Origin of the sequence: Saliterribacillus persicus (genome assembly GCF_003337485.1) — a bacterium.
Classification (GTDB): Bacteria; Bacillota; Bacilli; order Bacillales; family Amphibacillaceae; genus Saliterribacillus; species Saliterribacillus persicus.
Map to the genome: position 1 here is coordinate 89999 of NZ_QPJJ01000009.1, position 24805 is coordinate 114803.

The 24805-nt window shown below is 33.9% G+C and carries 21 protein-coding genes, 1 riboswitch and 1 other annotated feature; of the genes, 19 read left to right on the forward strand and 2 right to left on the reverse strand.

Annotated elements, in window-relative coordinates; genetic code table 11:
* Positions 1 to 24: 24 nt before the first annotated feature.
* Positions 25 to 2364: an endopeptidase La gene (lon, locus tag DFR57_RS11565; protein WP_114353338.1), complete on the forward strand. Its 2340-nt coding sequence runs from the start codon at positions 25 to 27 to the stop codon at positions 2362 to 2364.
* Positions 2345 to 2929 carry a ribosome biogenesis GTP-binding protein YihA/YsxC gene (yihA, locus tag DFR57_RS11570; protein WP_114353340.1) on the forward strand — a complete coding sequence of 195 codons (585 nt, stop codon included), beginning with the start codon at positions 2345 to 2347 and terminating at the stop codon, positions 2927 to 2929. The genes lon and yihA overlap by 20 nt, the downstream gene beginning before the upstream one ends.
* Before the next feature lie 55 nt (positions 2930 to 2984).
* Here the strand turns inward: yihA and DFR57_RS11575 are convergent, their stop codons facing one another.
* Positions 2985 to 3467 (reverse strand): LiaI-LiaF-like domain-containing protein, encoded by a 483-nt coding sequence (locus DFR57_RS11575; protein ID WP_114353343.1) that lies wholly within the window; start codon positions 3465 to 3467, stop codon positions 2985 to 2987.
* 305 nt (positions 3468 to 3772) lie between these two features.
* Between DFR57_RS11575 and hemA the strand changes: the two genes are divergently transcribed.
* From hemA to DFR57_RS11645, 13 genes are all read left to right on the forward strand, one after another.
* Entirely contained in the window at positions 3773 to 5140 is a 1368-nt protein-coding gene (hemA, locus tag DFR57_RS11580; RefSeq protein WP_114353448.1) for a glutamyl-tRNA reductase, read from the forward strand.
* A 14-nt stretch (positions 5141 to 5154) separates the two neighbouring features.
* Complete coding sequence (locus tag DFR57_RS11585; protein WP_114353344.1) at positions 5155 to 5973, forward strand: cytochrome C assembly family protein; 819 nt, start codon at positions 5155 to 5157, stop codon at positions 5971 to 5973.
* A gap of 15 nt (positions 5974 to 5988) precedes the next feature.
* Complete coding sequence (hemC, locus tag DFR57_RS11590; protein ID WP_114353346.1) at positions 5989 to 6921, forward strand: hydroxymethylbilane synthase; 933 nt, start codon at positions 5989 to 5991, stop codon at positions 6919 to 6921.
* Positions 6921 to 7721, forward strand: coding sequence for a uroporphyrinogen-III synthase (locus DFR57_RS11595; RefSeq protein WP_114353348.1), 801 nt, complete (start codon positions 6921 to 6923; stop codon positions 7719 to 7721). Before hemC ends, DFR57_RS11595 begins: the two co-directional genes overlap by 1 nt.
* Before the next feature lie 11 nt (positions 7722 to 7732).
* Entirely contained in the window at positions 7733 to 8689 is a 957-nt protein-coding gene (gene hemB / locus DFR57_RS11600; RefSeq protein ID WP_114353449.1) for a porphobilinogen synthase, read from the forward strand.
* Positions 8690 to 8714: 25 nt separating this feature from the next.
* Positions 8715 to 10007, forward strand: coding sequence for a glutamate-1-semialdehyde 2,1-aminomutase (hemL, locus tag DFR57_RS11605; RefSeq protein ID WP_114353351.1), 1293 nt, complete (start codon positions 8715 to 8717; stop codon positions 10005 to 10007).
* A 190-nt stretch (positions 10008 to 10197) separates the two neighbouring features.
* Positions 10198 to 11229, forward strand: coding sequence for a stage VI sporulation protein D (gene spoVID / locus DFR57_RS11610; RefSeq protein ID WP_114353353.1), 1032 nt, complete (start codon positions 10198 to 10200; stop codon positions 11227 to 11229).
* Between the two features lie 532 nt (positions 11230 to 11761).
* A complete protein-coding gene (locus DFR57_RS11620) occupies positions 11762 to 13297 on the forward strand; it encodes an alpha/beta hydrolase (RefSeq protein ID WP_114353357.1) in 1536 nt (511 codons plus the stop codon).
* 296 nt (positions 13298 to 13593) lie between these two features.
* Positions 13594 to 13684: riboswitch (cyclic di-GMP riboswitch) on the forward strand.
* 31 nt (positions 13685 to 13715) lie between these two features.
* Complete coding sequence (locus DFR57_RS11625; RefSeq protein ID WP_245937452.1) at positions 13716 to 13880, forward strand: anti-repressor SinI family protein; 165 nt, start codon at positions 13716 to 13718, stop codon at positions 13878 to 13880.
* A 314-nt stretch (positions 13881 to 14194) separates the two neighbouring features.
* Positions 14195 to 15406, forward strand: a complete 1212-nt coding sequence (locus tag DFR57_RS11630) for an NAD(P)/FAD-dependent oxidoreductase (RefSeq protein ID WP_114353360.1) — start codon at positions 14195 to 14197, stop codon at positions 15404 to 15406.
* A 300-nt stretch (positions 15407 to 15706) separates the two neighbouring features.
* Positions 15707 to 16354, forward strand: coding sequence for an ABC transporter ATP-binding protein (locus tag DFR57_RS11635; RefSeq protein ID WP_114353361.1), 648 nt, complete (start codon positions 15707 to 15709; stop codon positions 16352 to 16354).
* Positions 16338 to 17117 carry an ABC transporter permease gene (locus tag DFR57_RS11640; RefSeq protein WP_114353363.1) on the forward strand — a complete coding sequence of 260 codons (780 nt, stop codon included), beginning with the start codon at positions 16338 to 16340 and terminating at the stop codon, positions 17115 to 17117. Before DFR57_RS11635 ends, DFR57_RS11640 begins: the two co-directional genes overlap by 17 nt.
* An 82-nt stretch (positions 17118 to 17199) precedes the next feature.
* Positions 17200 to 17428, forward strand: a binding site (T-box leader).
* Between the two features lie 112 nt (positions 17429 to 17540).
* The gene (locus DFR57_RS11645; RefSeq protein ID WP_114353365.1) at positions 17541 to 20192 is read left to right on the forward strand and encodes a valine--tRNA ligase; all 2652 of its coding nucleotides are present in this window, start codon (positions 17541 to 17543) and stop codon (positions 20190 to 20192) included.
* A gap of 14 nt (positions 20193 to 20206) precedes the next feature.
* Here DFR57_RS11645 and DFR57_RS11650 read toward each other — a convergent pair whose 3' ends face one another.
* Positions 20207 to 21109 (reverse strand): ATP-grasp domain-containing protein, encoded by a 903-nt coding sequence (locus DFR57_RS11650; protein ID WP_114353367.1) that lies wholly within the window; start codon positions 21107 to 21109, stop codon positions 20207 to 20209.
* Positions 21110 to 21201: 92 nt separating this feature from the next.
* On the opposite strand from DFR57_RS11650, the gene DFR57_RS11655 reads away from it, so the two are divergent.
* The 4 genes from DFR57_RS11655 to DFR57_RS11670 all read left to right on the forward strand — a co-directional run bounded on the left by DFR57_RS11655 (position 21202) and on the right by DFR57_RS11670 (position 24794).
* Positions 21202 to 22458, forward strand: coding sequence for a bifunctional folylpolyglutamate synthase/dihydrofolate synthase (locus tag DFR57_RS11655; RefSeq protein WP_114353369.1), 1257 nt, complete (start codon positions 21202 to 21204; stop codon positions 22456 to 22458).
* A gap of 201 nt (positions 22459 to 22659) precedes the next feature.
* Positions 22660 to 23076: a prepilin-type N-terminal cleavage/methylation domain-containing protein gene (locus DFR57_RS11660; RefSeq protein WP_114353371.1), complete on the forward strand. Its 417-nt coding sequence runs from the start codon at positions 22660 to 22662 to the stop codon at positions 23074 to 23076.
* The gene (locus DFR57_RS11665; protein WP_114353373.1) at positions 23073 to 23582 is read left to right on the forward strand and encodes a hypothetical protein; all 510 of its coding nucleotides are present in this window, start codon (positions 23073 to 23075) and stop codon (positions 23580 to 23582) included. The genes DFR57_RS11660 and DFR57_RS11665 overlap by 4 nt, the downstream gene beginning before the upstream one ends.
* Positions 23583 to 23627: 45 nt before the next feature.
* On the forward strand, positions 23628 to 24794 hold the full coding sequence (locus DFR57_RS11670) for a PulJ/GspJ family protein (protein ID WP_114353375.1): 1167 nt from the start codon (positions 23628 to 23630) through the stop codon (positions 24792 to 24794).
* The last annotated feature ends 11 nt before the right edge of the window (positions 24795 to 24805 follow it).

Genomic DNA, 24805 nt, shown 5'->3' on the forward strand with positions numbered 1-24805 from the left:
TTAAGTCAGTCATGGAGGTGCAATATGCCTAGAAAAAAACAATTAAAGATGCCATTATTACCTTTAAGGGGATTAATTGTATTCCCAACGATGGTCTTGCATTTAGACGTTGGGCGAGATAAATCAGTACAAGCGCTAGAAAAAGCAATGCTTGACGATCATCTTATCTTTTTAGCAGCTCAAAAAGAAAGTGCATTGGATGAGCCGAGTAAAGAAGACATTTATTTAACTGGAACTGTTGCAAAGGTTAATCAGATGCTGAAATTACCAAACGGTACGATACGTGTGCTTGTAGAGGGATTATATCGAGCAGAAATTCTTGAGTTTTTAGATGAGAAGGATCAGTTTTATGTAGAAATACAAAAGCTGAATGAAAAGCATAGTAAGAAAAATGAAGAAGATGCTCTAATGCGTTCCTTATTAGAACAGTTTGAGCAGTATGTTACGGTTTCAAAAAAGGTTAGTAAAGAAACGTTAGCAACTGTAACCGATATAGAAGAACCAGCGAGGTTTGCAGATATTATTGCTTCTCATTTATCATTAAAAATGTCTGATCGACAAAATTTATTAGAAACAGCAGATGTTACCAAACGATTGAAACGATTATTAGAGATAATTTCTAATGAAAAAGAAGTAGTAGAATTAGAAAAAAAGATTGGTCAACGAATTAAAAAATCAATGGAACAAACGCAAAAAGAATATTACTTAAGAGAGCAAATGAAGGCTATTCAAAAAGAATTAGGGGATCGCGACGGGAAAACTGGAGAAATATCAGAACTCACTGAAAAAATTGAACAAGCTAATTTTCCAGAAAGAATTGAAAAAATAGCTAATAAAGAGTTAGAAAGATATGAAAGAGTTCCACAAAGCTCAGCTGAAAGTTCTGTCATTCGTAATTATATTGATTGGCTACTCGCAATACCATGGAATGAAAAAACAGAAGATAATTTAAATATAAATCACGCCTCTAAGATACTAGAAGAGGACCATTATGGTTTGGAAAAAGTAAAAGAACGGATATTAGAGTATTTAGCTGTTCAACAGCTTACCAATTCTTTAAAGGGACCAATACTTTGCATCGTAGGTCCTCCAGGTGTTGGTAAAACCTCTTTAGCTAAATCAGTTGCTCGATCAATTGATCGTAACTTTGTCAGAATTTCGCTTGGTGGAGTACGTGACGAAGCTGAAATTCGAGGACATAGAAGAACGTATGTAGGTGCCATGCCTGGTCGGATTATTCAAGGAATGAAAAAAGCAGAAACTATAAATCCAGTCTTTTTACTAGATGAAATTGACAAGATGGCAAATGATTTCCGAGGGGACCCGTCTTCTGCAATGTTAGAAGTGTTAGATCCTGAACAAAATAGCACTTTCAGTGACCATTATTTAGAAGAAACGTACGACCTGTCCCAGGTACTATTTGTGGCTACTGCAAATAATTTATCGACTATTCCGCGGCCATTATTGGATAGAATGGAAGTAATTTCAATCGCTGGTTACACAGAAATTGAAAAAATTCATATCGCTAAAAACCATTTAATTCAAAAACAATTGAAAGAAAATGGATTAACAAAAAGCCAGCTCCAAATTCGCGAGGATGCTTTACTTAAATTGATAAGAATGTATACAAGAGAAGCTGGAGTTCGTGGATTAGAAAGACAATTAGCATCTATTTGCAGAAAATCAGCAAAAACAATCGTTTCTGAATCAAAAAAACGAGTGGTAGTTACTACACAAAAATTAGAGGAATTATTAGGTAAGCCAAAATTCAGCTATGGTATGATGGAAGAAGAAAATCAAGTTGGAGCTGCTACTGGATTAGCTTATACTGCAGCTGGTGGAGACACGTTATCTATTGAAGTTAGTTTATCACCTGGAAAAGGTAAGCTAACACTAACGGGGAAATTAGGAGATGTGATGAAGGAATCTGCTCAAGCAGCTTTTAGTTATATTCGATCGCGTGCAAAAGAATGGAATATTGAGCCAGATTTCCATGAAAAGTATGATATTCATATTCACGTTCCAGAAGGAGCTACACCTAAAGATGGTCCATCTGCCGGAATTACAATGGCAACAGCATTAGTTTCCGCTCTGACACATCGCCCAGTTAAAAAAGAAGTTGGAATGACTGGTGAAATAACTCTTCGAGGAAGAGTTTTACCGATAGGTGGCTTAAAAGAAAAATCCTTGAGTGCGCACCGTGCGGGTATAACTAGTGTGATTATTCCTTTTGACAATCAAAAGGATTTAGAAGAAATACCGGAAAGTGTAAGAAAAGATCTTACGTTTATACCGGTAAAGCATCTTGATGAAGTATTAGAGTATGCGCTTATGGAGGATGAAAATGAAGGTAACAAAAGCTGATATAGTAATAAGTGCGGTATCACCAAAACAATACCCAACAGGTATATTACCTGAAATAGCTCTGGCAGGAAGATCGAATGTGGGGAAATCTTCTTTTATCAATAAAATAATTAATAGAAAAAATTTAGCCAGAACCTCTTCCAAGCCTGGAAAAACACAAACACTTAACTTTTACATTATTAATGATTTCTTTCATTTTGTAGACGTTCCAGGTTATGGTTATGCTAAAGTGTCCAAAAAAGAACGTGAAAAATGGGGCAGCATGATGGAGGAGTATTTTACAGAGAGAGCTAACCTTAAAATGGCTGCTTTAATTGTAGATATACGGCATGAACCTACAAAAGATGATATAAGAATGTATGATTTCCTAAAATTTCATGATCTTCCTGTGATGGTAGTTGCAACAAAATTAGATAAGATACCAAAATCAAAACGTGCAAAGCACATTAAACGAGTGCGAGACACCTTGAATATGGATGAAACGGACAAAGTCATTCCTTTCTCTGCTGAAACAGCAGAAGGAAAAGATGATGCTTGGCGACTAATTGAGTCATTTATTAGGTAATCATAATTTTAATTTGTTGCATATAAAAAAGTAAGACTTCTGTAAAATTGAAGTCTTACTTTTTTTTCATTATAAGATAAATACCAAAACCAATTAGTAGTACTGGCCAGAATCTTTCTATAAATGCGACTGTTTCATGAATCCAATTAAACCAGCCTGGTTTATTGTCTACAAATATAGCAAAAATAGCTATTAAAATTAAAATTAATCCCGGAAACAAACCATTCTTTGTTTTAGAAAACCTAAGTAGGAAGGCTATGCCAATAATGAAGGGATAAATTCCCCAATGATCTATCCAAAATCCATAATGGTTTAAGCCGTGAAAATGAATCCCAATTCCTAATAAGATTGCTCCAGGGAAGATATTTTTAAAATCTCGAGTAGAATAAGCATGAAAAACAAAAGCCGCTCCAATTAGTATAAGCAGAGTGGGCCATGAATAAAAATCGGTTAGTATTGGTATTTTAAGCTCTTTTAAAAGGAAGTAAAGGCCGATTCCGATTAATAAATAAGCAAGTAACGAATTCTTTCTTTTCATAAAATAAAATTCTCCTAAAGTATCAGATTAAAATAATTATTAACTAGTATTCATTTCTTGATTAAATTTAATGGTTATGATAAAGTACAATTAATCACAAATTATATCAATAATTAATTTTAGCATACGTTGACAGAGAAAAAACATGTTAATTAAATATCTTTTCATTTTTCATTGGTCGTTAGGATCAATGAAATATTTAATGTTATGAAACGTTCATAAATTTGTGCGATTTTGTACATTAAGAAATGTTATAATAGGACAGGATGAGAAAGTAAGGCTATTGTTTTTGGGGGTAGATAGTGGTGCATATATTAACGGCTGGAATAAATTATCGAACAGCGCCAGTAGAAGTTCGAGAAAAGCTTACATTTCAACCAAGTTCATTGGAAGAAGCAATGAAGGAATTAAATGAAAGAAAAAGTATATTGGAAAATGTAATTCTCTCTACATGCAATCGCACTGAGGTGTATGCTGTAGTTGACCAATTGCATACTGGAAGATACTTTATCAAACAATTTTTGGCTGATTGGTTTGAAATAGATAAAGAAGTATTTGCTCCTCATTTGATTATTTATGAAAATGATGCTGCAATTGAGCATTTATTTCGTGTTTCCGCAGGACTAGATTCTATGGTCGTTGGCGAGACGCAAATTCTTGGTCAAGTAAAAGACTCTTTCATGTTAGCACAATCAAATAAGCATACGGGTACGATTTTTAATGAGTTATTTAAACAAGCTATTACGCTTGCGAAGCGAGCGCACCGAGAAACAGATATAGGTGATAATGCTGTATCAGTTAGTTATGCTGCAGTGGAATTAGCAAAGAAGATTTTTGGGGATTTAACAAACAAGCATGTTGCAATTATTGGTGCTGGAAAAATGGGCGAGCTTGCTGCTAAGAATTTATATGGTTCAGGTGCTAAGCAAGTAACTGTTATGAACCGTACTGTTGAAAAAGCAGAAGAAATTGCAAGACTTTTTAATGGGGTGGCAAAGTCTACAAGTGTTTTAAATGAAACGATTCAAGATGTCGATATCATCATTAGTTCTACTGGTGCTGATAACTATATTCTTACAAAGGATCAAGTATTACCTATTCACAAAAAGAGAAAAGGTAAACCATTGTTTTTAGTTGATATTGCTGTTCCAAGAGACTTAGATCCAAATTTAAATGAATTAGAAAATGTGTTTTTGTACGATATAGATGATTTACAGGGAGTCGTTGATTCAAATAAAGAAATTCGTCAACAGGCTTCAATGGAAATTGAATTATGGATAGAAGAACTTATTGTTAATTTTAAAGCATGGATGCAAACGTTAGGCGTAGTTCCAATTATTACTGCTTTGCGTGAACAAGCACTAGAAATACAAGATGAAACGATGAAAAGTATTGAACGAAAGATGCCTAATTTAACAGAACGAGAACGAAAAGTATTAAATAAACATACAAAAAGCATTGTGAATCAATTGCTAAAGCAGCCAATCTTACAAGCAAAAGAATTAGCTGGTGAAAAAAATGCTGCAGAATCATTAGCATTATTTACTAGAATCTTTGACATAGAAAGTGATGTCGAAGAAATGCAAGATGAAACCGATCTAGCTAAGATCCTTTCTTTTGATAAAAAGGAATCTGGATCATTTGATAAATTGAAAAAAGTTATAACACGTTAAGAGGACGGTTATTTATGATTGCTCCAAAGTTTTTTTATGAAATTTTACTAATAATTTACGGGAGTACAGTTTTCTTTTACTTTTTAGACTTTTTGTATCATAATCGAAAAGCAAATCAAATTGCTTTTTGGTTACTTTCAATGGTTTGGCTCCTTCAAACCATTTTTTTATTGGTTTCATTCATTCAGTCTTCCACATTTCCGATTCAATCCTTTACAGGTGGATTGTATGCCTATAGCTGGATAATTGTAGCTATGTCCTTATTTATACATCGATTTGTAAGAGTGGAATTCTTTTTATTTTTCATGAGTATCGCAGGGTTTTTGGTTCTACTATTACATGTTGCTTTATCCATTCAACAAGCGGACACATCCTTTGTAGAAACGATCATGCACGAATGGTTAATATCCCATATTGTACTTGCGTTTGTCTCCTATGGATTATTTACTGTTTCATTTGTATTAGCAGCGTTATTTTTAATTCAGTATCGATTATTAAAAATGAAACAGGGTTATAAATGGTTAAGGAGATTAAAAGACTTAGAAGGCTTGGAATTGAAGTCTTTTCAAACCATTACAATTGCGCAACCATTGCTACTACTATCTATAATACTCGGTGTAGTTTGGGCGTATGTATCAGATAGTGTTTTCTATTGGTATGATAGTAAAACAATAGGATCTATTGTGGTCTTTGCGGTATACTGCTTGTACCTATATCTTCGTATAGGAGCAAAGTATCGCGGTAAGGTAATTGCATATATTAATATCGTTTCCTTTATAATACTTTTAATTAATTTTATTTTATTTAATCAGTTATCTAATTTTCATATATAAAAGGAGGACATATCGATGAGAAATATTGTCATAGGCTCTCGAAAAAGTAATTTAGCTATTACTCAAACAGAATGGGTAATTGATCAATTAAAGCAAAAAGTAGGCGAAGAATATACATTTGAAATTAAGAAAATATCTACAAAAGGAGACCAAATCTTAAACGTTACTTTATCAAAAGTAGGTGGAAAAGGTTTGTTCGTGAAAGAAATAGAGAATGCAATGTATGCCAAAGAAATAGATATGGCAGTTCATAGCATGAAAGATATGCCCGCTGTGATGCCTGATGGATTAGTTATTGGGTCTATTCCTATTCGTGAAGACCACCGTGATGCATTTATTTCAAATGATCATATTAAGCTTGAGGATCTTCCTAAAGGTGCCATTATTGGAACAAGTAGTTTACGTCGAGGTTCACAAATGCTTGTAAATCGTCCTGACTTAGAAATTAAGTGGATAAGAGGGAATATTGAAACTCGTCTTCGTAAATTAAAGGAAGAAAATTTTGATGCGATTATTTTAGCCGCAGCTGGTTTAAAAAGAATGGGCTGGGGTGACGAGATGGTTACACAATTTTTTGAGCCGGATGTCTGTGTGCCTGCAGTTGGTCAAGGTGCATTAGCGATTGAATGTCGTGAAGATGACAAAGAATTACTAGAACTATTAACAATGATAAATGATGACTATACAGAAAAAACAGTAACAGCTGAACGAACCTTCCTACATTTACTCAATGGTGGTTGTCAGACACCTATCGGTGGATATGCTCATTTAGAAAAAGACGAAGTAGTTTTAACTGCTTTTGTTTCTACTTCAGATGGCAAAAAGGTTTTAAAAGAAATAGTTAGAGGAAATGATCCTTATCAGGTAGGTAAGGTTGCTGCGGAAAAGTTAAAAGCGCAGGGTGCTCAAAAAATGGTGGATGATGCCATTAGAGAGAATGAACAGTAATGAACAGAGTCACGTTACAAGGAAAGAAAATTCTAGTAACGCGCCAAACTCGTCAAGCTCAATCCGTAATTCAAAAGCTACAACAAAGTGGTGCAGAAGTTTATCATGCACCACTAATTAAATTTAAAAAAGTATATACTGCTGAGCAAAGGGGAAAGATAGAGAACTTAGTAAAAAATTACGACTGGCTTTTTTTTACAAGTGAAAACGGCGTAAGGTTCTTTATGGATGCATTTAAAGAATTTGGTCCTGCCATTTCCACTATTAAAAATCTGAATATCGCAGCTGTTGGTAAGAAAACAACTAAAGCTCTTCACTCATTTGGATTAACTGTTAATTTTCAACCCACTACTTTCAATGGTCAATCCTTTGTAGAAGAGTTTATTGAAAACTATGGAACTAATAGCAAGGTAGCAATCCTATGCGGAAAGAAATCACGGAAAGAAATACCATACCTTTTAACAGAAGCAAGTATTATTTTCGATAAAATAGTTTTGTATGATACGATAACAAACAAAGAAATTAAGAGCTACCTTAATACTAAGGTTCCCTTGTTAAAGCTTGACGCAGCTATGTTTACTAGTCCTTCTACTGTAGAGGCTTTTACCCAATTATTAGATGAATCAACCTGTAAGCGATTAAAGCAAATTTTATGGTGTGTAGCAATTGGAACAACGACAGCTGATGTATTAGAAGAGTTGGGCTTTAAAAACATCTCTTTCCCCGATGAATTTACGACAGAAGCCATGATCGAGCTAATGGATAAAAATTTTTGTAGAAATGGGGCTGAAACAAATTGAAAGAATTACATATGGATAGACATCGTCGCCTAAGGTCTTCAAGTAATATGAGAGCATTAGTTAGAGAAACTAAACTTACTGTGGACGATCTTATTTACCCGCTATTTATTGTAGAAGGTGAAAACATAAAAAATGAAGTACCATCCATGCCGAATGTGTTTCAAATATCCTTGGATTATCTGACAGAAGAAATAGAAGAGTTAACACGGTTAGGAATAAAGTCAGTATTATTATTTGGAATACCAAAACTTAAAGACCCTACGGGAACAGGTGCTTATGATGATGCAGGGATTGTTCAATTAGCAATTAAACACATAAAAGAAATCGCACCAGACATGTTAGTCATAGCTGATACATGCTTATGTGAGTATACCGATCATGGCCACTGTGGGGTTATTCATAATAATGATGTAGACAACGATGCTTCTCTACCATTGCATGTAAAAACTGCAGTAGCTCAAGCGAAAGCTGGAGCGGATATTATCGCGCCATCTAATATGATGGACGGATTTGTGGGAGCGATTCGGCGTGGGTTAGATGATGCTGGCTATTCTCATATTCCTATTATGTCTTATGCAGTTAAATATGCTTCTTCTTTTTATGGTCCATTTCGAGATGCGGCGGATAGTACTCCTCAATTTGGTGATCGTAAAACGTATCAAATGGATCCTGCAAACCGGATCGAAGCAATCCGTGAAGCAACTTCTGATGTAAATGAAGGAGCGGACTTTTTAATTGTGAAACCAGCTTTGTCTTATTTAGATATTGTGAGAGATGTTAAAAATCAATTTAATCTTCCACTAGTAGCATATAATGTGAGTGGTGAATATGCACTTGTAAAAGCAGCAGCACAAAATGGTTGGGTAGATGAAGAAGCCCTAGTGCTTGAAAAGTTAACGAGTATGAAACGTGCTGGAGCTGACTTAATCATTACTTATTTCGCTAAGGATGTAGCCAAGTGGTTATAAAATATCTAGAAAAGAGGTGTATTGGATGAACAACTATATAAAATCAATGGATGCTTATAAAGAAGCAGTAAATCTAATGCCTGGTGGTGTGAATTCACCAGTTCGAGCCTTTAAATCTGTAGGTTTAAATCCAATCTTTATGGAAAAAGGTAAAGGTTCAAAAATAACCGATATTGATGGCAATACTTATATTGATTATGTGTTAAGTTGGGGACCGTTAATTTTAGGTCATGCAGACGAAAGAGTTATAAAAAAACTAAAAGAAGTGGTTGAAGACGGTACAAGTTTTGGAGCCCCTACATTACTTGAAAACAAGCTAGCAAAATTAGTTATCGATCGCGTCCCGTCCATTGAAATGGTGAGAATGGTGAATTCGGGAACAGAGGCAACAATGAGTGCTCTTCGTCTGGCTCGTGGATATACTGGAAGAGATAAAATTTTAAAGTTTGAAGGAAACTACCACGGTCATGGAGATTCCTTATTAATTAAAGCTGGTTCCGGGGTTGCAACATTAGGATTGCCAGACAGTCCGGGTGTGCCTGAAAGTGTAGCAAAAAATACAATTACAGTCCCTTATAATGATATCGATAGTGTGAAATATGCTTTTGAGCAATACGGGGAAGATATTGCTGCAATTATAGTAGAGCCGGTCTCTGGAAATATGGGAGTAGTACCACCAAAAGGAGACTTCTTAGTTAAACTAAGGGAAATCACTGAGCAATATAAGTCCTTATTGATTTTTGATGAAGTTATGACTGGATTCCGTGTGGACTATGCTTGTGCTCAGGGTCATTTTGACATAACTCCTGACTTAACATGTCTGGGTAAAGTTATAGGTGGTGGTTTACCAGTAGGTGCTTATGGTGGTAAAAAAGAAATAATGGAACAAATAGCGCCAACAGGTTCCATATATCAAGCAGGTACATTATCAGGTAATCCATTAGCAATGACAGCAGGTTTCGAGACACTTAATGCCATGACAATGGATGAATATGCAGGTATTAATGAAAAAGTAGATCGGTTGATAAATGGTTATCGAAAAGCTGCAGAAGATTTTAACGTTCCTATTCAAATTAACAGAGCTGGATCAATGGTAGGAATATTCTTTAATGACAAGGAAGTAACGGACTATAAAAGTGCAAGTGAATCCAATTTAGAGCATTTTACTTTGTATTATAAAGTGATGATTGAAGAGGGTGTATTTTTACCACCATCTCAATTTGAGGGTCTATTTTTATCTACAGCTCATAGTAACGAAGATATAGATCATACAATTAACGCAGCAAGAAAAGCTTTTGAAAAGATATCAAGTTTATAAACTAAAGATGTTTTTCATCTAATCAAAACCACTCTAGTGAGAGATTTTTCACGCTTGGGTGGTTTTTTGCATATTCATACTAGCCTTGTATTCCTATTTTCGCTATTCATAAATCACTTTTTATTGCATATATGTATATAGACCAAGTGATAAAGGCCAATTAGGTTTGATAATGGGAGGGAATTAAAAGATGAATGATCAATATACGTTTAATTTGTCTGAAACACTTGCCTGGCAAAGAGGATTTGCGATAGATGAAATTTTAGGAATTGCATTAGTACCTGAGCTTTCAATGGAAACAGCAGATAATTATTTATCTATTCGAGGAGTTATAGAGCTTAAAGGGGAATTTTACCCTAAAAAAGAAGAAGAAACTAAGGAACTAAGAGAAAGTGATAATCAATTTCGTATAGTGGATAATATCGACGTAATGGAAGATGGTCCATATTCTTTTTTTCATCATTTTCCTGTAGAAGTTTCTATTCCGCTTTCAAGGGTTCACAATGTAAATGATGTAGAAGTAGAAATAACAAGATTTGATTATAATTTACCTAATTCTAAAAGTCTAGGAGTATTTGCTGTATTATCATTAAATGGTGTTTTGGCAGAATCAGTAGAAGATATAAATGAATTCACATTGGAAGAAGAATATAGGAATCAAATAAATGTAGATGATTCAACTTCTCTTGAAAATGAAGAATTTCCACTGAACATTCCTAACGATAATAAAGTTATTGACTTTCATTCTGAAAATACTGAAATAGATAATATTCGAAGTGAGAAAGTCGATTCTGAAATCGATACAAATAATTACAAAGAAATTGAAAATCAGAGCTTGGAAGAAATTCGAAATGAGAAAGAAGAAAAAGAGACCATAGATAATGAAGCATTATCTAGTAATCTTGATGAAAAAGAAGAAGATGAAAATAACAGCGAAACGGATCGTGCAATAGAAATTAAAGTAGATGAATCTCAAGAAATAAGAAGCGAAAATAATTATCAGGACTCTAGTTATTTATTAAATATGTTTAATGATAAAGAAGAGGCCAGATATAAACCGTTAAAAATGCACATTGTGCAGGAGGATGATACACTAGAAAAAATAGCAGAGCGCTACCAACTGCCTCAGACAAAATTAATAAAAATCAATCGATTGGATGATAATGAATTAAAAATAGGTGACATAATCTATATACCAGTAAGTACGGAGTCAACTACCTGAGTTCTTCCCTTGGTACCCTTATACCAAGGGATTTTTTAAATCATTTATTATGCTGTTTTTTGAATATAATTACATATTTGATGTTAGATCCATTTCAATTGAAATGCTACATAAATTCCTAATAGTAACCCTAGAATAAATACATCAAAGCTATTAGGGAAAATAAGTGTTCGAATGCATTGAAATATTAAAAGGGGCAAGGTGCATTTTTCTATGGTTATAACACATTGCCGAGCCCAATGAGGAAGACGATAGCGATAGTGACGTGACAATTTTACCACCTCTTTTTATTTGTATTCATTTGTCCAAAGATACATTTTCAAATAATTATGATAAAATTAACTATTATACTTATATGCATACCGCTTTGTTTGGTTACTTACTTTATAAATAGGTCTAAATAAATAATTATTATTTTTAATAGATTGAGAACTTTAATACAGCGAAAAGAAGGACATTTTAATATTTAAGTGGAATATAATCTAATTGTGGTAAATTATGTTATCTTCTGTGAAGTAATGGAGGTGAAAAGATGAATATTTGCCGCGAGGAAGTAAATATACATTATGAATACTATAAATCTTCAAATACGAAAGTAACAGAGACACTTATTTTTATACATGGACTAGGAATGGACCTGCATACGTGGGATTATTTGATTCCACTTCTTAAAAATAAATATCATTTATTACTTTATGACTTTAGAGGCCATGGTGGAACGGATAGAGGTAATGCCACATTAGAAATGGATATTCTAGCAGAAGATTTCTTATTTCTTATCGATTATTTAGAAGTTAGCCATTTCCATATAATTGCACAGGGTTTTGGAGGATTTATTGCGATAGAGGCTGCTGAAATCAGAAGTGAGGCAATTAATAGCTTAACGCTTATTGCTGTTCCAATCCATTATCCTAAACAGCTGGGACAAAAAATAACAGAAACAAGAAAACAACTTATAAAACAAGATGAATCAATGAAATCTGTTGGTGAAATACTGATTCCTCATATATTACTTGATGATGACGAAACAAAAAGAGAAGTTCTATTAAATGGATATAAGAAAGTTCATCCGGATATTTATTTTGAGCTTTTTCATACAGGTTTTGGTGATAAAGCTATAAGTCAATTGCGTAATTTAGAGGTGCCAGTGCTGATAATGTCTGGATCAGAGGATAAAGTATACCCTCCTGAATTATCAAGCGCTACCTTGAACTTTATTTCTGATGCTAAGTGTTTAATTGTGCCTTACGCATCATTTTTAATCCAATTAGATCAACCACAAATTACTGCGGATTGGTTAGAACGTTTCATACAGCAAAGACACGGAGCGGCAGAGTTAACTCAGTTGTTCGATAATGAATACAAAAAACATTTAACAACAGAAATGTATGCTGAAATACGTGAAATATTTAATAAGGATAATAAAGCGAAGGTAAATAAAGATATACTCCGTGTAGATATCATGGATGGATTTAAGGTGCATTTAAATGATACACCAATTTTAACTGGGTGGAGTAAGAGAAAAGCCAAAGCTTTACTCGTATATTTAGTAATTCAGCGTTCTGTAACAAGAGATGAGTTATGTGAAGTGTTTTGGCCAGACGTAAAGCTTCAAAATGCAAAGAATCAGTTACGTGTTTCTCTGCATCACTTAAAACAATTATTGGAAGCACATATACAGGATAAAGAGGAGAGCATTTTAATAACAGACAGAGAGCATGTAATGCTTTTAGCAGAAGTAGAGTCTGATTTATTAATTTATCTTAAATGGATTAATGAAGCAGAACAAATAGAAAATGCCCAAGATAAAATTGCACAATACACCGCGATTTTGACAAGAAGGTCTAGTAATATTTTGCCGGGTTTATATGAGGATTTCTTTCAGAATTACCGTAGAAAAATTGAACATCTATGGGCTGAAATAGCACTATATTTAGCTGAATGGTATGAAGATAAACACGATTATAAAAGAGCTTTTTTTTATTTGGAAATAAGACAAAACTATGTTTTTGACCAATCCGGCCTTCAGGAAAGGTTAGAAAAATTAAAAGAATCAGAATATTTATAAAAAACAATAAAAATAAAGTTTTTAATGAAGGATTTGTAATGCTTGTGTAATGGGTCGTTTGATATACTAGTAGAGAATAAAGCAGATAGTCATGATCTGTCTGTTTAAAATTAGACTACATAAACGGTCCCTATATAAGGGGTTCGACAATGCGCATGTCGAAGGGATACGAGATGTAAGTTTTCGAGTTTATTTAACATTACCTATTAGCTTCCACATTCATTCAATAGCCATGGGATAATTGTGTTAATGGTAATATGTACTTTAAGCATTATGATCAATGTCGGGGAAGGATGATCAGAGAAAGGCAAACCTATTGAAAAATAGGGACGCAAAGTTACAGATCTTCTATTGCTTTATAGCAATAATGATGGCTGTGCTGCCTGAAATACAGTTTGTATTTTAGGAGGTAAGAATGATGACAGAAGTAAACCAAAAAGTAGATCGGGAATGGCTTTGTTTGTTGTTAGAGGCAAAAAAGAGAGGAATAAGTATTGATGATGTGAAGCTATTTTTATCGGAAAAAGCTGCATCTGGGAATAGAAAGGGTAAAATCATCCATACTTATTATAAAGAATTTTAGGGTTAGGTTCATTTATATTCTCCATGCTTAAGATCTAATAAGCATGGAGAATTTTTTGTTGGAAAATTATTTGTAGTTCAAGTAATAGAGCCGTTTGAAGCAAAAAGTATATTGTTTTATAAAGCATAATACTTTTTAAATATCTTACAAAAGTTTTACTATTCGTTTCTAGTGGTATTAGTTAGGAGATATCGTTAGACTGACGAAAGTGTTTTTGATAAGATAAAGATTGCAGTTACATGATTAATTATTATTGTGATCGTTTTCACCTTATTCAATTTAAATAACGATACTTAGAGAGAGGAAGGATTATATTGAGCGAAAATAAACCAAGAATAGTTGTCTTAGGAGCGGGATACGCTGGAATGATGACTACAAAACGATTAACTCAACAATTTACAGAAGATGAGGTTGAGATAGTCTTAGTAAATAAACATAACTATCATTATCAAACAACCTGGTTACATGAAGTAGCAGCAGGAACAATTAATCCTAATCAATCACGAATTATGATAAAAGACGTAATCAATAATAAGCGTGTAGAATTTATTCAAGATGCTGTAGTAGAAATTAAAAAGGATAGTAAAAAGGTTGTTTTAGAAAACCAAGAGATTGATTATGATTACCTAGTAATTGGGTTAGGATTTGAGAAAGCAACATTTGGTATACCAGGAATGGAAGAGTATGCATTCTCGATTCAAGATGTGGAAAAAAGCCGATTGATAAGAGAGCATATCGAATATCAATTTGCTAGTTACAAAAATGACCCTACACAAGATCATCTATTAACCTTCATTGTAGGTGGAGCAGGATTCACTGGAATTGAATTTGTTGGGGAATTAGCTGAGAAGCTACCTGAGTTATGTAAAAAACATGATGTTGATAAAAACAAAGTAAAGATCATTAATATTGAAATGGCACCAACTATTCTTCCTGGTTTTGATGATGACTTGCTTGATTATGCTAAAAAATCCCTTGAATTCAGAAACGTTGAATTTAAAACAGGTACTGTGATAAAAGAAGTGAAGCCTGATGGTGTTTTAATTGGGGAAGAAAAAGATGAAATTAAAGCAGCTACTGTTGTTTGGACTGGTGGCGTACAGGCTAATCGTATTGTTGGAAATTCAGGCTTTGAACTAACAAAAGGCAAAGTGAATGTGGATCCTACATTGAGAGCACCTGGTCATGATGAAGTATTTATTCTAGGTGATTGTGCTTGGGTAATGAATCAAGAAACAGGAAGACCATACCCTCCAACTGCACAAATTGCGATTCAAGAAGCGGATACTTGTGCACATAACATTGCTGCATCTATTAATGGTGGCGAGCTTGAAGAATTCCACTTTGATAATAAAGGAACAGTTGCTTCATTAGGTGGAAAACATGCCATGGGTACGATTTTTGATGGACACAAATTATATGGTGTACAAGCAAAAGCGATGAAAAATATTATTGATGACCGTTATCTATTTATGTTAGGTGGTCCACTATTAGTACTTAAAAAAGGTAAGTTCCGTCCATTTTAAAGTATTAAAAATATTGCTTCCAAAAAAGGGAGGGGTAAAAAATGAAAAACACATTACTCTTTACATTAGTAACAATTGTTTCCACTATTGCTTACGTGGTTGTTTCTCGTAGTATTGAAGAAACTCGTGACTTTAGATAAAACAGATTTAATCTGCTCATAATAGACTATGGGCGGATTATTTTTTTCTGAGTTTTTATGGTATAAAGACATAATGAACATATATTAATCCATTTATATGACAGATTATAAAAAAGCAGGATATAATGCCTTAAAAGATACAAAAGATTGGAGATAAGATATGTTTACATTAAAAAATGTATCCTACAAAAATATATTAAGCATAGATAATATTGAAATTAAGGGTCAAGCGATTACTACTTTATTCGGAGAAAGTGGGAGTGGAAAGTCCACATTTTTAAAATTATTAAATCGAATTCATACAAATGAAAGTGGAGAAATTACATATAAAAATCAAAAGATTTCTACTTTGGATCCTATACAACTGAGAAGAGAAGTTATTATGCTTCCTCAAGAACCAACAATTTTTAAGGGGACAGTTAGAGATAATTTGCAAATAGGACTTGAATTTTCCGAAAAAGAAAAGAAAGAAGATCAAGAATTAATGAAGTTGTTAGAATCATTAAAGGTTAAAAAGCAATTAGATGACGATGGAAAAGAATTATCGGGTGGCGAAAAGCAGCGAGTTGCTCTTGGTAGAATTATGTTATTAGATGCTCCTGTATACTTAGTAGATGAACCTACTTCTGCATTAGATGAATCAACAGAAACCACTATTATGGATTTATTTATAAATTTTATAAAAGATAATGATAAAACAGCAGTAATGGTGACACATTCTAAAGAAGTAGCCCAGAAATATTCTGATGAAGTGATCTATATGAAGAATTTGATGGTAGGGGGTGCGACGCATGGACGGAATGATTGATATCACCCTCTTACAATTACTATCTGCCTATATTTTTATCTTAATTTTATTAGCAATCGTTCGCTTGCGAAAAATTCCTCGTGAAAAAGAAATAATTATAGCTACACTAAGGATGACTATTCAGCTTGTATTAGTGGGTTATCTACTAACATTTATTTTTGAAAATGAACATGTATTGTATTCAATAATAGTACTAGTAATTATGCAGGTTTTTGCAGTATTTAATATTTATAAACGAAGCAAAATTGAGATGGACAAACAATTAAAGAAAATTATTGCAGTATCTATGGTGACAGGTACGTTATTTACGCTTTTTTACTTTGATTTTGTTGTCGTGCATTTTTCACCGTGGTATGACCCGAGATATTTCATACCAATTGCCGGTATGATTATAGGAAACTCAATGACGGGAGTAACATTAGGTGTAAGTGCCCTAATAGAAGGCTTCTCCTCAAGAAGAAAAGAGGTAGAGTCAGCTCTAATGCTCGGAGCTACACCAAACCGAGCTGCTCGTTCCATTGTTAATCACTCGTTTGATTCAGCAATTTTACCAACCATAAATAATATGGTAGGAATGGGTATTGTGTTTTTACCTGGAATGATGACCGGGGTCATCCTTTCTGGTGCCAGCCCTTTAGATGCGATAAAATATCAAATCGCTATAATGTTAGGGATCACTGGAAGTGTTGCACTCACAGTTATTTTGTTTTTATATTTTGGGTATCAAACATTTTTCAATAAAGAAGCACAATTAAAAGGCTAAACTCATCTACTTATCAAAGATTGAACTTGACTTTAACTGCTGTTTTTAGATAAAATAAGCACAAGAAAATAACGATTATATGTAAAATGCGAAGAAGAGGAAGAGTATTTCTATTGTTCCTAAAAAGAGAAGGAGATGCAAGGCTGAAACATCTCCTAGGTTTAACGTAGAAAGAAGGTAGCCTTGGATGCAGCTTTTTTGAAGTAATAGTAGAAAAAGCCGGTGTGAAGCCGTTACTTTAGTAAGCGTATAAGTAGAAATACTTATAAATAAAGGTGGTACCGCGGAAGCATGTCCTTCTCGTCCTTTTCATAAGGATGAGGGGGATTTTTTTAATTCAATAAAATAGTAAGTGGTTTAATTCTTAATGTTAGTGATTTTAAAAGAAGCTTTATATGATAGATTTAACAAGGAGGAAACAAAATGACAGAGCAAAATGAAATAAACTTACCACCTAAGTATGATCCAACTAGTGTTGAAAAAGATCGGTACCAATTTTGGGTTGACAATAAATTTTTTGAAGCTAGTGGGAAAGGAGATAAGGAACCATATTCAATTGTGATTCCACCTCCAAACGTTACAGGTAAGCTTCATATTGGGCATGCATGGGATACAACACTTCAAGATATATTGACAAGAATGAAACGGATGCAAGGATATGATGTTCTTTATTTACCTGGTATGGATCATGCCGGTATAGCTACACAAGCTAAAGTAGAAGCTAAATTAAAAGAACAGGGCAAAAACAGGTATGATCTTGGACGCGAAAAGTTTTTAGAACAGGCTTGGGATTGGAAAGAAGAATATGCAAGCTTTATTAGAGAGCAATGGTCTAAATTAGGATTAGGGCTTGATTATTCTAGAGAACGTTTCACTCTAGATAGCGGGTTATCAGAAGCTGTAAAAGAGGTTTTTGTTAAGCTTTATGAAAAAGGACTCATTTATCGCGGGGAATATATCATTAACTGGGATCCTGCTACAAAAACGGCATTATCAGACATAGAGGTTATTCATGAAGAGGTACAAGGTCACTTCTACCATATGCGTTACCCTCTAAAGGATGAAGAGGCTTATATTGAGGTTGCGACAACTCGTCCAGAAACTATGCTAGGAGATACTGCTGTTGCTGTTCACCCTAAAGACGATAGATATAAGCATTTGATTGGTAAAAAAGTAGTATTACCGATTGTGAATAGAGAAATTGAAATTGTAGCAGATGACTATGTGGATATGGAATTTGGTTCAGGTGCTGTGAAAATAACCCCTGCTCATGATCCAAATGACTTTGAAATTGGTAATCGTCACAATCTTGAAAGAGTTCTAGTAATGAATGAAGATGGTACGATGAACGAAAAAGCTGGAAAATATCAAGGTATGGACCGATTTGACTGCAGAAAGCAAATAGTGAAAGATTTACAGGATCAAGAAGTTTTGTTCAAAATTGAAGAGCATATGCATTCAGTTGGGCACTCAGAAAGAAGTGGAGCTGTAGTTGAACCATACCTATCAACACAATGGTTTGTTCATATGCAACCATTAGCTGATCAAGCTGTTGATTTGCAAAGCCAATCAGAAGATGAAAAAGTTAATTTTGTACCGAAAAGATTTGAAGGTACTTATCTAAGATGGATGGAAAACATTAGAGATTGGTGTATCTCCAGACAATTATGGTGGGGTCATAGAATCCCTGCATGGTATCACAAAGAAACTGGAGAAATATACGTTGGTAAAACTGCACCAAAAGATATAGAAAATTGGAAGCAAGATGAAGATGTTTTAGATACTTGGTTTTCATCTGCTTTATGGCCATTTTCAACCTTAAATTGGCCAGATACGGAAAATGATGATTATAAGCATTTCTTCCCTACAAGTACACTTGTTACAGGTTATGATATTATCTTTTTCTGGGTTGCTAGAATGATCTTCCAATCCTTAGAGTTTAATGATGAAAAACCTTTTGAAGATGTTTTGATTCATGGACTTGTTAGAGATGCTGAAGGCAGAAAGATGAGTAAATCACTCGGTAATGGTGTAGATCCAATGGAGGTAATTGAAAAATACGGTGCAGATGCTTTACGCTATTTCCTTGCAACGGGTTCAACTCCTGGTCAGGACTTACGCTTCCAATGGGAAAAGGTTGAGTCAACATGGAATTTTATCAATAAAATTTGGAATGCCTCTCGCTTTGTGCTAATGAATTTAGAAGGAATGAAAATAGAGGATATCGATTTATCAGGTGAAAAATCAGTAGCAGATAAATGGATTTTAACCCGTTTAAATGAAACGATAGAGCAAGTAAATAAGAACAGTGATCGTTATGATTTTGGTGAAGCAGGCCGCCATCTATATAATTTTATTTGGGATGATTTTTGTGATTGGTATATTGAAATGGCCAAGCTTCCGCTCTACGGGGAAGATGAACAAGCAAAATTAACAACAAGATCGATTCTTGTTCATGTATTGGATAATATAATGCGTATGCTTCATCCGTTTATGCCATTTGTTACAGAAGAAATCTGGCAGTCACTTCCACATGAAGGAGAATCAATTGTAAGAGCAGCTTGGCCGAAAGTAAATGAAGATTATTCAGATAATAAAGCGGCAGAAGAAATGCAACAGTTAGTTTCTATTATCCGTTCAGTGAGAAATATTCGTGCGGAAGTTGATACACCAATGTCAAAGCAGGTAGTATTATATCTTAAAGCGAATGACAATCAGATTAAAAGTGAATTAGAGGCAAATAGACTTTATTTAGAACGATTCTGCAATACAAGTGAACTTACAATTTCTACTGAAATTAACGCCCCTGAAAAAGCAATGTCTTCAGTAGTGACGGGTGCAGAATTATATTTGCCAATTGAAGGTTTAATTGATATTGATAAGGAGATTGCTCGTCTTAATGCTGAATTTGATAAATTAACGAAAGAAGTAGAGCGCGTGCAGAAGAAGTTAGGAAATGAAGGTTTTGTAAAAAAAGCACCTGAAAAAGTGGTAGAGGAAGAAAAACAAAAAGAGCGTGATTATATAGAAAAACGTGAAAAAGTTGAAGAAAGAATTAAAGAATTAAAAGGATAAAAGAAAGCCCCAAATTAATTTTTGGGGTTTTTTTCTATATCGTTAACGATAAAACTGATTAGATGTTCTGCAACATTTTCACCAGTACAATCATAAATGTTTTTAATGTGTGCATTCGTATTTACTTCACAAACGATAGGTTCACCTTTCTCATTTGTTAATAAATCAATTCCTGCAAAGCTTGCACCTACTGCTTTTGTCGCACGAATAGACAGTTCTATTTCTTTTTCACTAGGTACGTGCGCCGTAACAGTGCTTCCTAGTTCGACGTTAGCTCTGAAATCTTTTTCAGAAATTCTTTCTATAGCGCCGATAACTTTATCTCCTACTACATAGATTCGACGATCTTTTCCGATATTTTCTGAAATATATTCTTGAAATAGAAGTGGAATATGAACTAATTCTTCTATTTTCTTCTTAAGCTCCTTTTCGTCTTGAATTAGATATACTTGATCACCATAGGAACCATAAGCCTCTTTAATAATTAAAGGATAGTTTAAAATAGACCCTATTCTAATGAACGATTTCCACTCGATATTCTGAGGTTTGAAAAAAGTTTTAGGAGCGATAATTGTTTTGGGAATAGCAATATTTTGTTCACTTAGACGCTGATACATCGTTATTTTGTTATCACATACATCAATTGCTTCGGGACTATTAAAAACACGAACTCCAATTGATTGAAACTGTTTAGCTAGTGCAATGTCTTTATCTAAAAATACGACAAAGTCTGGTAACTCAGAGAAATATGAATGTAGCACTACAGGACCATCTAGATCCATCACACTATAGCAATCATTGTTTTTAACTAGTTCTATATCGATCTTGTGAGTTTGCGCAGCAAATTTTATCCACTGGCCAAATTCGATAAATTTTTTACTGTTTAAATGGCCATTATAAATAACCCATCCCAACATAAAGAAATCTTCCTTTCTTATCTATTAACTTAATTGCATGATATACTAATTATGACTTTTACTGTATATATTTTGAAAGAAGGTGTAGAAATTTGTTCCAGTATGTCCATGAAATTGATCATTTTTTAGATAGTCGAGCAAATCTTGGTATAAAGCCTGGCTTAGATAGGATGTATTTCCTATTAGAAGCACAAAAGCATCCTGAAAACCGGTTAAAAGCAATTCATATTGCCGGTACGAATGGGAAAGGATCAACGCTTACCTATATCGAATCTGTCTTATCCACTTCTCATTATAAGGTAGGTACCTTTACATCACCAAGTATGTCTACTCGAAACGATATGATTAAAATAAATGGCACTCCACTTTTCGATAAAGATTTTCTGAAATATTTTAATCAGTTAAGTGAATCTATTGAACAGTTAGACAAAGTTGGAGATAGTCCAAGTTCATTCGAAATAATTGTTGCCATTGCGATTGGTTATTTGGCAGATCATGCAGATATAACAATACTAGAAGCTGGGATGGGTGGAAGAGAAGATGCAACGAATTGCATTACTCCTATTTTATCCGTTATTACTACGATAGGTTTTGATCATACTTCTTTTCTTGGAGATACTCTCGAGAAAATAGCTAGCCATAAGGCAGGGATAATTAAAGAAAATATCCCAGTTGTAATCGGAAAAGTGCCCAAAGAAGCAATCGATGTGATTAGAAGCGAGGCAGAAAAGAAGAATGCTCCAGTAACTGAGTTTGGAAAAGATTTCAGCATGGAAGCTAAACTAGAGACTGGTAGATTTACTTTTCGTTCTGATCATCATGTTCTAAATCTTCAAACAAAAATGAATGGACAACATCAATTGGAGAATGCTTCTTTAGCCGTTATGGCTGTATTAAAACTGAATTTAAATATAGCTTCAACTGACATTATAAAAGGAATTCAATCCGCGCAGTTACTTGGTAGATTTGAAAAAATCCATGAGGATCCTGAAATTATAATAGATGCTGCTCACAATACCGAGGGTGTAATAGCATTTTTAGAAACGGTAAAAAAGTTTTACCCTAATCGTAAAAAACAAGTCATATTTGCGGTTTATAAAGATAAACCAATTTCACAAATGTTAGAAAAAATAGAGAGTGTTTTTCAAGAGATAGCATTTACTACTTTTGACCATCCAAGAGCTTGTAATGCAGAAAGACTGTATGAAATGTCGAAATTAGAAAGGAAAAGTTTTAATAAAAATTGGGAGAAATTAATTGATGATATGGTAAGTGATGGAGAAGCACCTCTTACCTTTATCGTGGGTTCGCTAGAATTCGTAGCGCTTGTAAGAAGAAAACTCGTTTAGTTTAAGTTTATAAGATTTCTTAAAACCCTTTAATGAAGGAAAGTTTATTGTCAATAATTGTCGTAAAACCTTTATCTTTTCATGGCTTTTGTCTAATATTCAATTTACATAAGGATGAAACAAATTTATACTTATAGTACACACGCAATACGTAAATGGACCTGTTTTCGTTAAATAAGTAGGAAAGAATGGTGATAGCGAATGATAAAGTATGATAAAAAGCATAGTAATCAGCAAGGTTTTACCTTAATTGAGTTACTGGCAGCAGTTACTTTGTTAGCTATAGTCATCGTTTCTTTCCTAAGCTTCTTTTCACAATCGGTTACACTTTCTTCTAAAGTAGATGATGAATTAACTGCTTCTAATGTTGCAGAACAATTTTTAGTGGAGGTAAAAAACACTAGCATTCCACCAAATGGCTCTTTTTCTTTAGCTGCGAGGGAAGTTAATGGCAAAATGTACTATCCCGAAGCGAACATAGTAGACGAATCGGACCTTACTGAAGAGGAAAAGCTTTTAGGTTTAAAAAGAGTTCATGTAAAAGTTTATACGGATCTAAATGATTCTAATGCGGACGCTGAAGTTTTCGGTTATATGATTCAGGAGGAAGCCCCATGATGAAAAATCAAAATGGATATGCCCTATTGATTGTTTTGTTATCGATTACAATTATCATGCTGCTTATTCCTCCCATTCTGGTCAATATTTTAAATGCAACTACGCAATATAAAAAAACAGAAGAGCTCATCCAACTTGAAAAAATGGAAGTAATGGGTATTACCTTTGTAGAGCATGCTATTGAAGCTGCCTCTAACACAGCATTAGAAAATTTGGAAGAGTGGATGGAAAATCAATCCTCTAGTGTGTTGGAAAATAATGCAGCTATTATTAGTAGATACGAAGTTGAACTTGAAGCGGAACTAGCAACATACGGATTAAATCCACAACACGAAATAATTTTAGACCCAGCGAAATTTAGATTTAAAATGGAAATAAAAGAAATTGATATAGAAGATTCTACTATTATACTAAGCTATGACATTACTCCTTCTGCTACAGGGCAATACCATGATGAAAATGTTATTTCTGAGGATCAAACGGTTGATTTAGAGATAGTGGAATAAAAATTGACGGTGCTAAAACATTAAAAATAGGGAGTGTTAAATGCTATGAGAAAATTCTCTCGTAATGAAGATGGTTTTACTTTAATTGAATTATTAGCGACACTCACTATTTTAATGCTGTTAATTGGGGTTACTTTTGGCGTTGTTACTTCTACTTTTAATTTCAATACAAAATCTACAGCTTTTACTGATGTAAGACAAGAAGCCAATCTTATAGTTACACAAATAAGAGAAAATCATAATGGAGAAAATTACCAGTTTTGTGAGAGTCAGCTCCTAAATATAAATAGCACTGTACAACAGCTAGTATTGAATGGTCAGAATATTGCAGGTGGGGGATGTGAGAACATCGATACATCCTTGGACTTAAAATTAGATTTAAAGCTGCAAAATAATGAAAATCAAAGTTTTAATTTAGAAACCACGATAGAAGCAAAAAAAGAAAAGGCTTTACCACTAGCTTTAACAATAGAAAAGCCCTCTAGTGAAGAAACTTTTGGTGAATATGTACGCAATAATAATATTTATGTATATAGTAACATTATTAAAATTACAGGAAGTTCAACGATAAAGGGCAGTGAAGCAACTGTCATAATAAAAGAAAATTTCCAACCTGCCTCCGCGTCAAAAAAATATATTGAAGCAAAAGAAATATATATAAAAGGCGATATGATGATGCGTAACTTCTCTCTCGGTAACTCAAGTGGACCTTCGAGCAATATATATGTGGATGGCGGAATAACGTTTGGTGGTGGAGGACCAAGAATATATGGTTATTTAAAGCATACAGGTGAACTTAAATATCAATCAAACCTTGACTCATCTGTTATGACAAAACCACCTGAGAAATTAGATGAAATATCTTTTCCGACTTTTGATATTCCAAATTTAAAAGATGAGAGTTGGTATAGTGCACGAGGTTATTCCAATGATCAAACCCTGGATCATGATATGAAATATTTCGGTCCGACACTAACTTTTAGAGATCAGGGAAGTAATCAGTTTCACAATGTGTCGATCGTCTCTCAGGGTAATATAAATTTAGAAGGTAATGTACATGTTTCAGGCGTGTTATTTGCCCCAAATGGTGTCGTAAATATTAACGGAAGTTCAACATTTAAAGGAATCATTATAGCAAGGCAAGTTTCTGTAACAGGGAACTCACATATCAACTTTGAAATGCCTTCTTCTGGAGAAGAATTTCCCTTTTAATCCTATTTAAG